The sequence below is a fragment of the Spirosoma sp. KNUC1025 genome (genome assembly GCF_045160025.1).
Lineage (GTDB): Bacteria > Bacteroidota > Bacteroidia > Cytophagales > Spirosomataceae > Spirosoma.
Genome location: NZ_CP087139.1, coordinates 3,431,257 through 3,447,224 on the forward strand (window position 1 = coordinate 3,431,257; position 15,968 = coordinate 3,447,224).

General features: G+C 45.4%; 9 protein-coding genes. 3 read left to right on the top strand and 6 right to left on the bottom strand.

Annotation, left to right across the window (positions count from 1 at the left end; all coding sequences use genetic code 11):
* Positions 1-190: 190 nt before the first annotated feature.
* Both LN737_RS14900 and LN737_RS14905 read left to right on the top strand, forming a co-directional pair.
* Positions 191-2,695 carry a two-component regulator propeller domain-containing protein gene (locus LN737_RS14900; RefSeq protein WP_405520098.1) on the top strand — a complete coding sequence of 835 codons (2,505 nt, stop codon included), beginning with the start codon at positions 191-193 and terminating at the stop codon, positions 2,693-2,695.
* Positions 2,696-2,724: 29 nt separating this feature from the next.
* Positions 2,725-4,206, top strand: a complete 1,482-nt coding sequence (locus tag LN737_RS14905; protein WP_405520412.1) for an ATP-binding protein — start codon at positions 2,725-2,727, stop codon at positions 4,204-4,206.
* 179 nt (positions 4,207-4,385) lie between these two features.
* On the opposite strand, the gene lpdA is transcribed toward LN737_RS14905, so the two are convergent.
* Both lpdA and LN737_RS14915 read right to left on the bottom strand, forming a co-directional pair.
* The gene (gene lpdA / locus LN737_RS14910) at positions 4,386-5,786 is read right to left on the bottom strand and encodes a dihydrolipoyl dehydrogenase (RefSeq protein ID WP_405520100.1); all 1,401 of its coding nucleotides are present in this window, start codon (positions 5,784-5,786) and stop codon (positions 4,386-4,388) included.
* A 157-nt stretch (positions 5,787-5,943) separates the two neighbouring features.
* Complete coding sequence (locus tag LN737_RS14915; protein WP_405520102.1) at positions 5,944-6,798, bottom strand: AraC family transcriptional regulator; 855 nt, start codon at positions 6,796-6,798, stop codon at positions 5,944-5,946.
* 363 nt (positions 6,799-7,161) lie between these two features.
* Here LN737_RS14915 and LN737_RS14920 point away from each other — a divergent pair, with 363 nt between their 5' ends.
* The gene (locus tag LN737_RS14920) at positions 7,162-9,621 is read left to right on the top strand and encodes a sigma 54-interacting transcriptional regulator (RefSeq protein WP_405520104.1); all 2,460 of its coding nucleotides are present in this window, start codon (positions 7,162-7,164) and stop codon (positions 9,619-9,621) included.
* Here LN737_RS14920 and LN737_RS14925 read toward each other — a convergent pair.
* The 4 genes from LN737_RS14925 to LN737_RS14940 form a co-directional block, all read right to left on the bottom strand.
* On the bottom strand, positions 9,602-11,746 hold the full coding sequence (locus LN737_RS14925; RefSeq protein ID WP_405520106.1) for a histidine kinase dimerization/phosphoacceptor domain -containing protein: 2,145 nt from the start codon (positions 11,744-11,746) through the stop codon (positions 9,602-9,604). The genes LN737_RS14920 and LN737_RS14925 overlap by 20 nt on opposite strands.
* A 583-nt stretch (positions 11,747-12,329) precedes the next feature.
* Positions 12,330-13,325, bottom strand: a complete 996-nt coding sequence (locus tag LN737_RS14930; protein ID WP_405520108.1) for an alpha/beta hydrolase — start codon at positions 13,323-13,325, stop codon at positions 12,330-12,332.
* Positions 13,326-13,383: 58 nt separating this feature from the next.
* Positions 13,384-14,187, bottom strand: a complete 804-nt coding sequence (locus tag LN737_RS14935) for an alpha/beta fold hydrolase (RefSeq protein ID WP_405520110.1) — start codon at positions 14,185-14,187, stop codon at positions 13,384-13,386.
* A 94-nt stretch (positions 14,188-14,281) separates the two neighbouring features.
* Complete coding sequence (locus LN737_RS14940; protein ID WP_405520112.1) at positions 14,282-15,073, bottom strand: alpha/beta hydrolase; 792 nt, start codon at positions 15,071-15,073, stop codon at positions 14,282-14,284.
* Positions 15,074-15,968: the final 895 nt, after the last annotated feature.

Consider the following 15,968-nt stretch of genomic DNA (forward strand, 5'->3'; position numbering starts at 1 on the left):
CAAAACCATCTCAAAAACGTTCATTTCCGTCTCAGGACGCAACCGGCCAATAAAAAATAGCTACTGCATCCGCATTTGACATTCATACGTAACGACTCAGCCCTGTTTTTGCCTATCTTTAATGACACATTAGACTGGTATCAGTCTGATTTACTACCTCTTAACCCTCAATACTAAATCTATATCCTGCATGCAAGGGTATTACGGTTTCATAGCCCGCTGGCAGTATCTATTCTGGTTTTTCCTCAGCCTTTTCAATAGCATAGCAGTGCCAGGGTTGGCCCAATCCGCTCAGCTTCCGACTCCAGAAATTATTACCGATCAACAGGGATTGCCGCAGGCCTTTATTACTGGGGTTGTACAGGACCAACAAGGGTTTATGTGGATGGCCACCCGCGACGGCCTTTGTCGGTATGATGGCCGAACATTTCGGGTATTCAGACCTGAATCTACGGGTAAGCCATCGCTTTCCTTTCCCGGATTAAACCGATTGGTACTCGATCACCGGGGCACAATCTGGATCATGAGCGAACGGGGGGATCTGGACCGATTTGACCCGCGCACCGAAACCTTTACAAACATCTCACGGCTACCCATTTATCAGCAGACGTTCCAGCTATCAGTACCAGCCGATGTTTGGCTGGATCGACGGGATCGGCTCTGGATTGCGTTTACTAACCGCGGTATCGGTTTATATGATACACGTACTGGACAAGCACATCACTACCGCCACCAGACAGGCCATCCTACTGGCTTGCCTGATGACGTAGGCGTCGGCTGCGTTACTGACAACCAGGGGCGCTGCTGGGTAGCAACTCGGCAGGGGCTATCGATTTTTGATGAAAAACGGCAGTGTTTTACGGCCCCGCCCTTTCCGGTACCTCACGAGGGGTTAAATGGATTCTACCGTACCCGAACGGGCGAATTTCTCATCGGCTCCAGCCACCATTTGATTCGGCTTAATCCGCTCACCGGTCAAACTCGTTTATATTCCCTGCCACCCAAACGGGAATTTTGGAATCTGATGCTATTTTCTACAGACAGCAGAGGAGCCATTTATTTTCTGCGAGACGGCTTGTTATACCAATATACTGATAAGGATAGCATTCAAATGCTCAGCCCTCGCACAGATATCAGTGTTACTGAGCAGGGTCGAAGTTTGTGGGTAGACCGATCGGATGTTCTTTGGATCGGCATGAATGGGGGAGGTATCTGGAAATATGATCTGAGAGGACAATCCTTCCAGACGGCCCCATATCAAACAGCATTTCACGTCGATTTATTTCGGCGTTGGTTAGGGGTTAAACAACCCCTGGCCCCCTCCTTTCTGGCCAATAGGAATAGTTATGATTTTCGGTATACGGTCGATCTTCAGCAAAGGCTTTGGTTTAACGCAGCCAGTCAACCCATTCAACGACTTGATCTGGTAAGCGGTCACTTAAGCACGCTTCCACTATTAACACCCCTACCAGGAAATAGCCCTAATCTACTGGCTACTGATCCAGCGGGGCGGGTATGGATGGCACACGATTCATTAGCCTGGTGGTATCAGGACGAAATAGCCCAGTGGAAACCCTTTCCGTTTCGCCTACGGGTGACTTATCCCCATACCTTAGTGCAAATGGTGGTCGATCAGGAGGCAATTTGGCTCGCCACAACCGGGGCCGGTCTATACCGGATTGATCGACGTACCGGTGCTACCCGCCAGTTTACGTATCATCCGGATAACCTTACTTCCCTCAGTAGTAATAATCTGTTCTGTTTGTCGTCGGACCCGCTTGATCCGAATCGCTTGTGGATCGGTACCTATGGCAGTGGCCTGTGTTTATTTAATAAGCGAACCGGCCGGTGTAAACGCCTGACTAGTACCGACGGGCTACCAAACAATGTGATCTACTCTGCCCTGGCCGATCAGCACGGATACCTTTGGATGGGTACCAACAAGGGACTGGTTCGTATGGACCGGAAGACATTACGGATGAAGACCTTCACCCGGGACGATGGTTTACTGGCGGATGAATTTAACCGGTTTCACTTTTTATACGTATCAGGAAAGGCGGCCCGGAGTGATGGGCATGCCGACGATCGTATTCTGATGGGTGGTTTAAAGGGCATTACAGCCTTCTATCCAGACCAGATTCAGAACGACACCTACATTCCCCGTAGTGAAATTACCCAGATTCAGGTTAACAATAAACCACTGGTTATAACCGATTCCCCGGATACGGCGGCAAAGCCATTTCTACCGGTGCATTTATTGCACCATATAGAACTACCTTATGATCAGAACTTTTTGACGGTGAATTTCGCGGTCATGCAGTATAACAAGCCCGGTAAGAATCGGTTTCGTTATCAGCTGGAGGGGTTAAAGAAGGGGTGGATCGAATCCAGCCGCCCCGAAGCCATCTTTACCGCCCTAAGCCCGGGTCACTACGTGCTCAAGCTCAATGCCAGTAACACGTCCGGTCGATGGAGCTCAACCGTTCGACAACTGGATGTGGTGATTCGGCCGCCTATCTGGGCAACCTGGGAAGCTTATCTCATTTATTTGATTGTCCTGGCAACCATTGCATACATGCTCCTTCGGGCCTATATCAGTCGGTTAACCTTGCAGCAGGGGATCGCCCTAAAAGAGCAGGAAACCCTCCAGCTTCGACAAATGGACGAATTGAAAACCCGTTTTTTTCAAACATAACCCATGAATTCCGCACACCACTCACGCTGATTTTAACCCCTGCCCAGCAACTTCAACAGAAACATACGGAGCCTGCTGATCGACAACGCTTGACGACCATTGAAAAAAATGCATTTCATCTGTTACGGCTGATCGATCAACTCATGGATTTGAGCAAAGTCGAAGCCCGGGCAATGCCCATCCGGGAAGCACCGGGCAGACTGGATGCGTTTGTGCGTGGTTTGCTGGAGTCTTTCCAAAGTCAGGCCGACCAGAAACAGATTGAGTTGCGCTTTGAGCCGCAACTAACCGGAGAATACTGGTTTGATGAGGAAAAGCTGGAGCGAATTATTTACAACCTGGTGGGTAATGCCCTTAAGTTTACTAAGTCAGGCGGAATCGTATCCGTTGATCTGGCAAAATCAGCCAATGAAGCTGTTTGCTTAACCATTGCTGATTCGGGTGTGGGTATTTCGCCGGATAACCTGCGTTTTATTTTCGATCGGTTCTATCAGGTTCGGGATGACGCAGCATCCCAACAACCAGGCACAGGAATTGGATTAGCCTTAGTAAAAGAATTAGTGACCATTCAGCAGGGTACCATTGAGGTAGACACGACACCTGGGATAGGTACTACGTTTACCATTACCCTGCCTTATCGTCCGGTTGTCACGTCACCGGTCAGTCCGACTTCCGAAAATGCGGCCGACCTGGTCAGTCAATCTGTCGACCATAAGAGTCGGCAACCGGATTGGGAAAGTCCACTTCTATTAGTCGTTGAAGATAATGACGAACTGGCTGACTTTATTCGGGAGAGTTTACCTAGCCACTATCGTCAGTATCGGGCGGTAGACGGGCTCGATGGCTATGAAAAAGCACTCGAATTAAGTCCAGATCTCATCCTGTCCGATGTGCTAATGCCACGAATGGATGGGTATACACTTTGCAGCCAGCTAAAATCGGACGTCCGCACCAGTCACATTCCAATCGTTTTGCTCACGGCGAAGAGCGCCCTGGAAAGTCGTTTAAAAGGACTTTCTGTTGGGGCTGACGATTATATCCTTAAGCCTTTTCACTTAACCGAGCTTCAACTGCGTATTCAGAATTTGCTGGACGGACGAGCCCGGTTACGCGATTGGGTGCGCCAAAGTTTGGCTCAGGCTGAAGAAGCGCCCTCCGCACCGGCTCCGCCTGATCCTTTTTTGAGTAGAATATATCAGTTGCTGGACGAACACCTTAGTGATACTACGTTCGGCGTTAATGAAGTGGCCCGGGAGGTAGGTATGAGCCGGGCGAGTCTGTATCGTAAAATAAAGGCGGTTTCAGATTTACCTGTCAATGAACTGATGCAACAGTATCGGCTAAAAAAAGCCACGTACTACCTTCGTCAGGGACGAGGCATTGCCGAGACGGCTTACATAATTGGTTTTGAAAGCCCGGGGTATTTCACCAAATGTTTTCGTGATCTTTACCAGTTGACGCCCTCGGAATTTATCCAAACCAAAAATTTAAATGGACTTGCCAATGGCTAGTTGAAGTGTCTTGTCCTGATTTTATTCGAAGGTTTTCCTGAACGATTTTTATTGGAGTTTGCCATGAAAGCACACAATTCATTAGTAAAGATTTCACAGTTCAATAAAATACGTCTTATACTTTTCCTCTCGTTGAACGAAACAATACCAGGCCTATTGAATATAGTAACTTCTGTCTGCTAAATATTTATTGCCCCCTGACCGGATGCTTGTAAATAGGCATCTTTCAGCGCTTCTGCGTACGTGGGATGAGCAAATGAAATGTGGGCCATCTCCTGTGTAGTTACCTCATATTCCATTGACACCACAGCTTGAGCAATCACATCGGCAGCGCGTGGGCCAATTAAATGAACGCCTAGAATTTCACCGTATGTTGGATCTGTTAGTACCTTAACAAATCCATCGGTGTCCATAGAGGCTCGAGCCCGGGCACTTGCCGAGTAAGGAAACTTTCCCACCTTGTAGGGGATTCCTTTTTCGGATAGCTGCTCTTCTGTACTACCGACTGAAGCTACTTCCGGCCAGGTATAGACTACACTGGGTATCAAATCGTATTTGATATGGGGTTTTTGTCCATTAATGACTTCTGCAACAAACGCTCCCTCGTCCTCCGCTTTATGAGCAAGCATGGCACCTTCAATAACATCACCAATGGCATAAATGGTTGGCACAACTGTTTGACGCTTTCCATTCACTTTTATTTTGCCATTCGTTTCGGGCCGGATACCAACCGCTTCCAGATTCAGGCCGACTGTATAGGCTTTTCGACCAACCGCTACTACGCAATAATCCGCTTTTAGCTCCTGGGAAACTCCTGCTTTGTCCAGACACGTTACCAATGTTTCATTTCCTAGATTACGGGCTGCTTGAACCCGACTACTTATCATCAAGGTAATCTTTAGTTTTCCCAGCAATCGAACTAGCGTCTTCCCCAGTTCTCTATCCATAGTAGGAATCAGCGAATCCGCATACTCAATAATCGTTACCTGGGTGCCTAACCGGGCATAGACTGATGCTATTTCAACACCGATAACTCCGCCACCGATAATAATCAAGGTTTTGGGTAACTCTGGCAGTGATAATACCTCAGTAGACGTAATAATCCGTTGTTTGTCGATGGCAACGCCTGGAAGGGTTGCCGGTTTAGAACCAGTAGCGATGATGACGTACCTGGTTTCAAGGGTCATTTCCTGCCCTTGGTTGTCAAGTCGGATATGAGTTTGATCGATAAAGCTGCCCACCCCGTGATGGACGTCGATTTTATTTTTCTTCATCAGGTAGTTAAGGCCATTGGTGTTTTGCCGGATTACCTCTTCTTTCCGCATCATAAACTTTGCAAAGTCCAGGCTAATTCCACCTACCTGAATACCATGCAGGTGGAATTGCTGTTGGGCTTGGTGAAAGTGTTCAGAACTATCGAGAAGGGCCTTGGCGGGAATGCACCCAACATTGGTACAGGTTCCACCAAGCACTGCATACTTTTCGATGATGGCTACCTGATAGCCTAACTGGGCTGATCGAATGGCTGCTGTATAACCACCCGGACCGGACCCGATTACAATAATATCATATACTTTCATGATCGTATAGTTTTCCCATCACTTGAATAGTAAGCTTAGAGCTTTCCTGTCATTTTCTGGTTACGTAGTGCTTACTGACAGAATGTATTTAGAATCAGGTGAGAAATCCTAAAAAGGCCTGTTTTGACGCGTCTTTGCGATAGGCTATTTGGCCTTTTCAAGAAACAAAAGCAGCTCTCCGGTAAACCGTAGGAGTAATTTGATAATACCGTTTAAAGAGCTTATTTAAGTGGCAAATGTCGGTGAAGCCAAATTCCTCCGCAATTTGAGAAATCGTTAACGAACTCAGCTGCAATCGTTTTTCAACAAGTTTCAGGCGATACTGGATAATATACTGTTGTAACGATTCACCAACCTGCTGCTTGAAAAGCGCACTTAAATAGTTCGGTGAATAGTTGAAAATATGGGCTAATTGATCAATCCGTAACTGGTGCGGTTCTGAAATATGCTGACTGATGTACGCCATTAGCTGGTGCACGATGGTAACAGAATAATGGGAAGGCTGAACCGTTTTTTTATCGACTAAGGAAATGTGGGGTTCGATCAGACTCAGGAGGGCTCCCACTATGGAAAGGGTCACCGATGGCGATAGCGCTATTAACTGTTCGTTATTCGGTAGTAAAATGGAGAGGAGCGCATTCAGATGTAATTGGTCGGTTTGGTCTGCAAGTAAATTTCCCCTAAATCCCATAGCCATGTGCCAATTGTACGATTTACCCTGCTTCCAAATAGAATTACTGGGTACTGCTAACTCGGCTAAATAGGGCTCAGTGAAGGAAATAAAACAAAACTTGGTCCGATCCAAAATTTTGAAGTAATGATTGTCGTCCGGGCCAAGTAGAAAGACATAACCCGATGAATATGGAAAGCAGTTGTCATTGATCAGGTGATAACCCTTGCCTTCCCGAATGATAATTAATTCATAAAAAGCATGAGAGTGAGTGGGCTGTGACCATTGTTGAAGCTCTAACTGGTATATCCGTAGCGGATCTAGCTGGATGTGACGTTTCATAGAAAGAGGATATAGTAGGAATTGTTGACCACTGACTATACAATATCTATTACCATGCCAGTCACACAAAAACTTGAACGAAAAAAAGTCAGTTAATTGATAATCAAACGATTGTATTTCTTGCTCCTTCTGTGAATAAAATTGGCGTCTCCGAAATAGCGGAGATGACTCCGCTATTTCGGAGGATACTTTCGGAGGTGAGTCGCCAGATTCTCTCTCTGTATATTTGCTCATAAGTTAACAAGCTATCCTACGGGGTTAAAGCTGGTATCGTTGGTTCAGTTTAAAAGTATAAAATGACTTGGTGAACGTCTTTCAGCCAACATTAAGAGCAATTTAGGTATACGTAAAACCCTGCTGAACATGCCTAATATCAACCAAGAAGGCCCGATTCCTTCCTTGCTGATTGTAGAGGATGAGTTTATGATCGCTAACGATCTTCGCTTAATGCTGCAAAAAGCGGGTTACAAAGTTGTAGGTATAGCCGAATCGGTTCCAGAAGCAAAGGATCTAGTGGAACAGGGAGCGCCTGACATTGTATTGCTAGACATTTTTTTGGACGGTGAACAGACGGGAATCGACCTGGCTTACTGGCTCAATGAACGGAATACGCCGTTTGTATATCTGTCCGCTAACCTAACCGATACTGTCTTAAAAGAAGCCCGTCAAACACAACCTTTCGGCTTTTTAACCAAGCCGTTTCGCGAAAAAGATGTACTTACTACTTTGGAAATTGCCCGATATCGACACGCACACGGCGAGGAAACAAGGCTACGAAAACAGCATGCATTACAAATAGCCGTAAACAATGCGATCGTAACCATCCAGGAGCGGGACTTGTTAGGCCGGGCAATCGCTGACCAGGTCAATTCCCTGGTACCGTTTTCGTTTTTCAGTTTACAAAGTATAGGATCCGAGGACGTTTCCGGGTACTGGCTGATGCTGCAGCGAACCAGTCCATTTACTTTTGAGCGAATCAACTTAACCAGCCTTTTACAGAGGGAACTACAACAAAATGAAAACGAATGGTTAGCACAGGAATCGGTGAATCTGCTTACGGAACTACCTGGGATTTTTACTGAGCGTGATTTGGATAGACTGAGCGATCGCTACCAAACGGTTCGGGCCTGCCGTGATCATCTGAATGTCCAATCCCTGGCACTTTTTCCCATTCACGTCAATCGAAAGTTATTCACCTTACTTATATTAGGTAATACTCATGTTGATAGCTTCACTACTCAAGACTATGCCTTGGTTAACCTAATAACTCCCCAGATTTCGCTGGCACTAAACAACCTACTGGCATATGAGGAGCTTGACACCCACCGACTTATAAAAGCCACGGAATTAGCCATTGTTACTGCTTTTCAAAATGGAAAGGAGTTACCAGCTATCATGCCAGTCGTGGCACAGGCGCTTAACCGTTTATTACCATTTGACTTACTGGTGGTCCATTCGTTGGAGAATAGGGTTTTGGGAATGGGAACGGCTCTCCTTAGAGAGAATAAAGATTTTCAACTGATTACCGACCCTACTCGTTTAAAATGGATCGTAGAGGAAACTACGATTCTCGAAAAAGAATCGTCTTATAAAGCTTTTCGACAATCTACACTAGAAAGAACAATGCTGGATATGAAGTCGGCCATTGGTGTTCCGGTACACATACAGGGGAACCCCACATTTTCGCTTATGCTGTTTCGTCAGGTTGCTTATGCCTATACATCCAAGGATCAGGAAACGTTGCTGGCAATAAGCCATCAGTTTGGCCTCTCTTTAGAAAATTTGTTGGCCTACATACAAATTAAAAACCTCAGTGAACGGTTAGAGCAGGAAAAGAGCTACTTGGTTGAAGAGATTAAAACCAATCTTAATTTTGATGAAATCCTTGGCAGTAGTCCTGTTATGGAACAGGTTTTCAACAATATTGGGCGAGTCGCAGAAACGGACACGACCGTATTAATCACGGGTGAAACCGGCACAGGAAAAGAACTTATTGCCCGAGCGATCCACAAGCTGTCAAGTCGGGGTAACCGGCCAATGATCAAAGTGAATTGTGCAGCACTACCCACCCATTTGATCGAATCAGAGTTATTTGGACACGAACGTGGCAGTTTTACAGGAGCAAATGAACGACGTATTGGCAAATTTGAACTAGCTCACGAAAGCACCATCTTTCTGGATGAGATAGGCGAACTACCCCTGGAGCTACAAGCCAAGTTGTTACGGGTGTTACAGGAAAAGGAAATAGAACGGGTAGGAGGAAAAGCACCTATTGGTATTAACGTTCGAATTATAGCTGCCACCAATCGCAATGTAAAACAGGAAGTAGCCGCTGGCCGGTTTCGGTCCGATTTGTACTTTCGCCTAAATGTGTTCCCTATTTGGGTGCCCCCTTTACGGGATCGCAAGGAGGATTTATTGCCGTTGGCGCTTTACTTTTTACAAAAATTAACAAAGAAACTAGGAAAACGCCTGACGAGCCTTAGCCCAACTGCCCTCGAACAAATGCGCCGTTATTCCTGGCCAGGGAATATTCGGGAATTGGAACATGTGCTTGAGCGGGCAGCGATTTTAGCGCAGTCTAGTACTTTGGACCTTACGGAACCCTTGCAGTCCGTGTTTCCACCATCTGACGCAAATGCCGAGCCAATTCGAGATGTCGAACCGTTGCAGGATACGATGCGGGCAGCTATTCTTACGGCGCTGGCGCGGTCTGGAAATCGCATTCGTGGAAAAGGTGGTGCCGCTGAGTTACTCAATATCAAGCCGACAACGTTGGAGTCCCGGATGAAAAAACTACACATCAACCCGCGCGCTGAGTAGTTTGTAATACGGATTGGGGCTTCGGTTTGGGCTTATTACTGAATTGAAGGGAAATCATAACGCCATCGGACTGACTGATCTCTAGTTGTCCTTTAATCTGCTTGCTGAGCCCGCGGATCATGGTCATGCCCAGTGTTTGGCTTGCTGTTACATCAAAATCAGCTGGCAACCCGATCCCATCATCTCGGATTACTAATTGAAACACCTGGTCATGCGTATTTGATAAACTCACAATCAGTTGACCTGTGTGATGATCGGGGAAGGCATACTTTAATGAATTCGTCACGGCCTCGTTGATAATCAGCCCCAGGGGAGTCGCTAACGAAACACTGAAGAAAACATCTGCCACATTCACTTGAGCATGGACGGAACCTGACCGGTCAAAGGATTCAATCAGGTAGTCAACAATATCCTGAACGTAATCGCGCATCCCAATTTGAGTCAGATTAGCTGATTGATAAAGCTTTTGATGGATTAGGGCCATGACCTGAACCCTGTTCTGACTTTCGCGGATAGCTGCTAATGCGGAAGGGTCCTGTAAAAAGTTAAACTGGGTATTGAGCATGCTGGAGATGACCTGTAAGTTGTTCTTGACCCGGTGATGAATTTCTTTAAGCATCCATTCCCGCTCCTCTAATAATTGTTGAAGCGATTGGTTATTCTGGTCAATGAGTTGCTGCTTCGCCTGAAGCTGCTGGTTGGTGCGTTGTTTGAGCCGGTAGCGGTTATAAGTTATACCTAAGGTTAGCAATAGGAGTACCGTACCACAAATGAGACTATTCCGTTGGGTAGCCTGTTGGCTAAGGTTAGCCTGATGGACCTGATTTTCCTTCGTTAAGAGTCTGATGTTCGACTCCTTAAGCTTAAGCTGCTGCTCTTTTTTGTCGGTTTGATAGTCAACTTGAATTTTAGCAATCTCTTTTGCTTTAGCCTCATTAAGGAGCGAATCTTCAATGACTTTGTATTGTCTGAAGTGATCCATAGCCGAACGATAATTTGCCTGAGCCGAATCGACCTTATACCAGGCCAGGTAGGTTTGAGCTAGCCTTCTTCCTCGATCATACAATTCACAATGCGCGTTATAAGCAACAACCAATGGCCGAGCTTTATTAAATTGCCGCGATGCTAAATAAAAGTTGATGGCAGGCTGATAAATGATACTGAGGGCTTCGTAGTCATTATCTTTTACTTGTGGTAATAGGGCTATTAATTGATTACAGTATTGCTGAGCTAGCCTGTAGTTTTTCAATCCTTGATAACTACTAACATACTGACTAAGAACGTAGATACGGGCTAATAAATCTGGAGGAGGAAAGCGCTTGATATTGAACTTCAGCAACTGGAGCGATTGGTCAAATTTATTTAATCGATTGTAGGAGTTTATTAAAGACATACTAACAATCCAGATCGACATCGTATCCCTGTAGCGTCTGGCAATAGAAAGTGCCTTTTGAAAATAGCCAATGGCTGTTTCATTATCTTTCAAATACGAATAGGTGATGCCAAGACGATTATAAATGGTACACAGTTGCAGTGTCGTATCCTGCCGTATTTCTGCAGTTTTTAGTGCTAAATGGCCATATTTTAAGGCTTCTTTATAATCGGCCAGGCAAATATTAACGATCCCCAACAAATCATAAACGCCTTGTAAATCAGTAAAACCGATTGACTGATAAATCTTCAGAGACTGCTTTAGCTGCGTTAACGATTGTAAATATTTTCCCAGTATCTGATTAAAATCGCCTAATTCTTTCCGTGTGGTTGCTTCTCGTTCTCGGTTGCCTACCTGTTGAAATAAGGGTAAAGCCAGTTCATAATAGCGGATCTTTTGCTTTAACTCGTCATCGGTATTGCCAAACGTATTCCCGCATTCCATGTAAGCTGCAGCCAACTCAGCCGGATACTTGTATTTAGTAAAGAGTTGAATGGCTTGCCGATCATAGCTACGGGCCCGCTTTTGGTCGCCCTTATCTCGATAAGCCATCCCACCAATTAAATAAGCATTACCCTTCCCTTTTATATAAGCTAGTGGCCGACATAAGTGATAGGCTTGACGCACCAGTATCAAGGCTGTATCCAAATCGGTCGCGTACGAACCCGGTTTAAGCACATAACTACGGGCCATTTCCAGAAGCAGGTTAGCGCGGTTAGAATCGGCGGGATTCCTGCTCAGCAGAACTTTTAAACTATCAATGGTATGGGGCCAGAGGTTGTGCGAGGGATAAATCAGTGCAAAAAAGCACTGGCATATAAAATAACCACAGAAAGGATGATCGTTTCATTCCGCAAGAAAGTTAGACATCAGTCAAACAGGACTTGAGTAAGCCCTGGATGACAATGTTAAAGTTGAGTATAGTCTGACGTTCTTAAAAATACGGACCTAAGTGGTTATTAATCAATTTTTTAGTTGATAATATTTTTTAAACCTAAGTAAAAAATTCAACGACCATCATTAAGCCGTAAACAGATGTGGCATCTAATTATCTTTATTGACCTGTAGCGTCATTTTACCCCTGCTCATCTACGGGTCCATAGCCGGTACTATGAAAACACTAATTTTTTAGGGTAAATAGTAAGTGGTGGGAGAGGGCACTGCTGAGGCTTGCTTCATCGTGCGTAACAACATAGAGTGACCAGGTATTGAAAGCTGTCATAAGTTGGTGGATTAGATAGGGTAGGGATAAGGATTCTTCACTCTGCCCAGGTATTTACTGTAAAAACTTTTTAAGTTCAGCTGCTGCATGCGTTATTAGCGAGCGCGTTCCCGGAACGTTGGCTAATGGATTCAGTAAGCCCCAGTCATGAATCATGCCCTGATAACGAACCAGTGTTACGGGTACTCCGGCTTCATCCAGTTTTCGGGCGTAAGCTTCGCCTTCATCACGCAAGACATCGTTCTCAGCGACCTGCACCAGCGCTGGTGGTAATCCCTTCAATTGGTCTAAGGTAGCCTGTAAAGGAGCCGCGTAGTACGATGTACGATCGTCGGCATTTGGCGTGTAATTATTCCAGAACCAGACCATCATGTTGCGGGTTAGAAACCGCTCGGTAGCATATTGATGGTAGGAAGCCGTATCAAAATCGGCATTCGTGACGGGCCAGAGCAATACTTGTAACTTAATAATTGGGCCATTCTTATCTTTAGCCATCAACGCCACGGCCGCCGTAAGATCCCCTCCAGCGCTGTTGCCCAGAATAGCTAGTCGGGAACCATCCACGTTCAGCTGGGCACCGTTTTCAGCGACCCAGTTGGTTGCTGCGTAGGCTTCGTAGAGAGCGGTCGGGAAGCGGGCTTCCGGAGAACGGGTATAATTAACAAAAACGGCCACCGCTCCCGATTCAACGACCAGATCACGTACTAGCCGCTGGTGGGTAGGGAAATCACCAAGCACCCAACCGCCACCGTGAAAGAACATAAAAACGGGCAGGGTGTTTTCGCTCCCTATGGGGCGAACAATATCTAAATCGATTGATAAGCCGTCCTGGTTGATGGTTTGCTGAGAAAAATAAACGCCCGATAAATCCACTTCCACAGATTTCTGTGCGCTTTCCAATACGAGTCTGGCTTCAGCGGGACTCATTTGTTCCATTGGTTTACCACCACCGCTATTTAGCATGTTCAAAAACGACTTGGTATGGCTTTCAATGGCTGGATCCATAGCCGGGTCCAAGGGTTCAATGTTGGCTATTACGTGAGTTTCCATAGTGTAGTTGAAACAAAACGAGTTAAAGAAATTTGCTGTTTGGAAGATAGAAAAGGGATTAATTAATTTCCTTAAGAATGGATACCAATTCATCCGGTTTGGCCCAGTAGGGGCTATGGCTTGTATTCATGGTGAAGACTTTGGCAATCTTACCCGGATACCCATCGATCATCCGTTGCTGTAAAGCAGGGCCAACACCCTGGTCTTTCAGAGTCTTAATGTAGTATTTGGGAATTTTGCCGAAATTTTCCTCCGTCAACTTGGCTGTAGCTTGAAAGACGGCGAGCGGTTCGGGACGAGTCTTAGCGACAACTTTCTGAATTTCCTCCGACGCATCCACAGCAAAAACCTGAACGAGAATATTTGGAGGAAGGGAGGCTACTAAACCATTCTGCTCGGGATGCAGATTAGGGCCAATAAGGCTTTCGGTGTCAGAAGAGGCCAGTTCGTACAGATTCTCTCCGTTTTTAGGCAAAAAGGCGCATAGGTAAACAAGTTTTTCAATCTTGGCAGGAATCTTCTCTGCCACCTGCGTTACGACCATTCCTCCCATACTATGTCCTAGTAGAACTACTTTTCCTGAGATAGCATTTATTCTCTCTGCTACCGTGTTGACATATACATCAAAATTCGCCTGTTCGGCGGGCGTTTGATCGGTTCCGTGAGCTGGTAGATTGAATGCCACTACTTGATAGCCGGCCCGTTCAAGTTTGGGTTTTACTAAATGCCAGGCATAGTCATCAGCAAAGGTGCCATGCACAAAAACGAAGGTGGGTTTGGATGGAGCCTCTGTTTTATGATCATCGCATGAAGCAGACAAAAACAGACAGCTAGTGATCAGAAGAGTTAATAGAGTATTCATACTAGATAAATAGAATAGGTGAGGTGTACTGTAAAAAGGGTGAAATTTCATGCAAGGAGAAGTGTAATACGTTGAACGTCAATTAATATTAACTTTAGTTGACATTCGTTTCCAGCCATTTTAGGATAAAATCGGCATCTTCTTTCCAGGTTGGTAACCCAAGTACAAAGTGGTTGCGGCCTGAGAATAATTTGTAATCCAGAACCGATCCATTGAACTCATAGGCTCGGAAATTGCGGAGATTAAGGTGAGCTGGCGTAATATGATCCAGATCTCCAGCTGTAAATAACAGGGGCACATGTGGTTTGGCAAAGTCAACTTTTGCAACACTGGTTAAGGCACCCCGGGCTACGGTTTTGGACTCTGGAATCGTAAACTGATCATAAGTTGACTGTTGTTGCTCTAGGGGCATACCGTTAACAAATGCGTATTGCCAATCCTCAAAAGACATCATATATGTTTCTTCCAGGTCGGTGAAGAGCCCCAGCGATTTCCAGCCAGCTTTTAAGAAGGAAAACTCATAGGGAAAGACTCCTTGTGGCGGAATTGAGTGAATAGCAACGCCCGCCACGGCCAAGTCTTTATCTGCCATCAGTTGGGTCAGCATTCCACCATAGGAATGCCCGATTACAATAGGTTTTTCGGGTAAACTCTTAATAATTCCTACGTAATGGTCAACCAGTTCCGCTAAAGTTAAAAGAGCTAAATCCTTATCATGGGGTTGCCGGGCCCTAAGCTCGATCGCTGTCCCATCTTTATAAGGCCAGGGTGGTGCTAGGGTTGTATACCCTTTGCTTTGAAAATACGTCTGCCATTCGTCCCAGCAATGGTGGGTAACAAATGCTCCGGTAATAAAAACAACGTGTTGGTTATTAAGCGTTTTCATGAGCTTGTTCCTTATTTAATTGAGAAAAGACTTCTCGACAAAGGTCCCATGAAGAGCTGACAGGCAACTAGTAAGAATCAACGGAAATGTGGTAAGAATCAGAGGAATTCTAAGTAACAGTGACCACGATTAATAATCGTCACCGACAGCAATGGCTCGATCCGTGCTTGTTGTCGGTGAGTTTACGGGCATTTTACTACTTACTGGGCGTGTTGAAGGTAATCTGATTGGTTTGTACCCAGTTAGTCCGTGTGTAAAGTCAATTTTTTTCCGATTAGCGGGCAAGATCTGCAGTTCACTAAAGCAAAAGCCGAAAGTTGTTTTGTCTGAAACCAGCCCGGCCTTTTTTTTAAAAGCGTAAGGGACTATTTGGTGTTAATATTTTTTTAACTGTAAACGATGTTCTGATTTTAAGCCGCTGGTGTTTATAATTAAGCCCATTTTATGTGATTTATATCGACAGGACAGGTCTTACGTTGGCTAAATTGACGGCTTGTCAGCTCTCGGTCAATCCAGTTCGTTGCTTTTGCTTTCAGTGTCACAAATTAGGAGTAAGCGTTGTGAAAACATTACAACGTAACAAATACATTTTAAAGGTCGTTACGTTCATAAGACCCAAGTTTTTCGGCTATCTTTCGGTAACCATCATTCACTCCCAATGGCCGCAATCTTGTTCAAAGCTCAACTCGTCAACGAATCTGGAGTACCCACAACCTAGTTCGCTCGTATTCAGTTTGGGGTTGACTCGCCGGAAGACAAAGAGAAAACGTTTTGCACTATTTGTAAAACCGTTCATCCCCAGATACATATTCTGGAACCATTGTCTGTTTCTCCCACTCAACTTGACTGATTATTTTCTTTCTCTCAGTACTAGTTCGTGAATAAGTTGATGTAA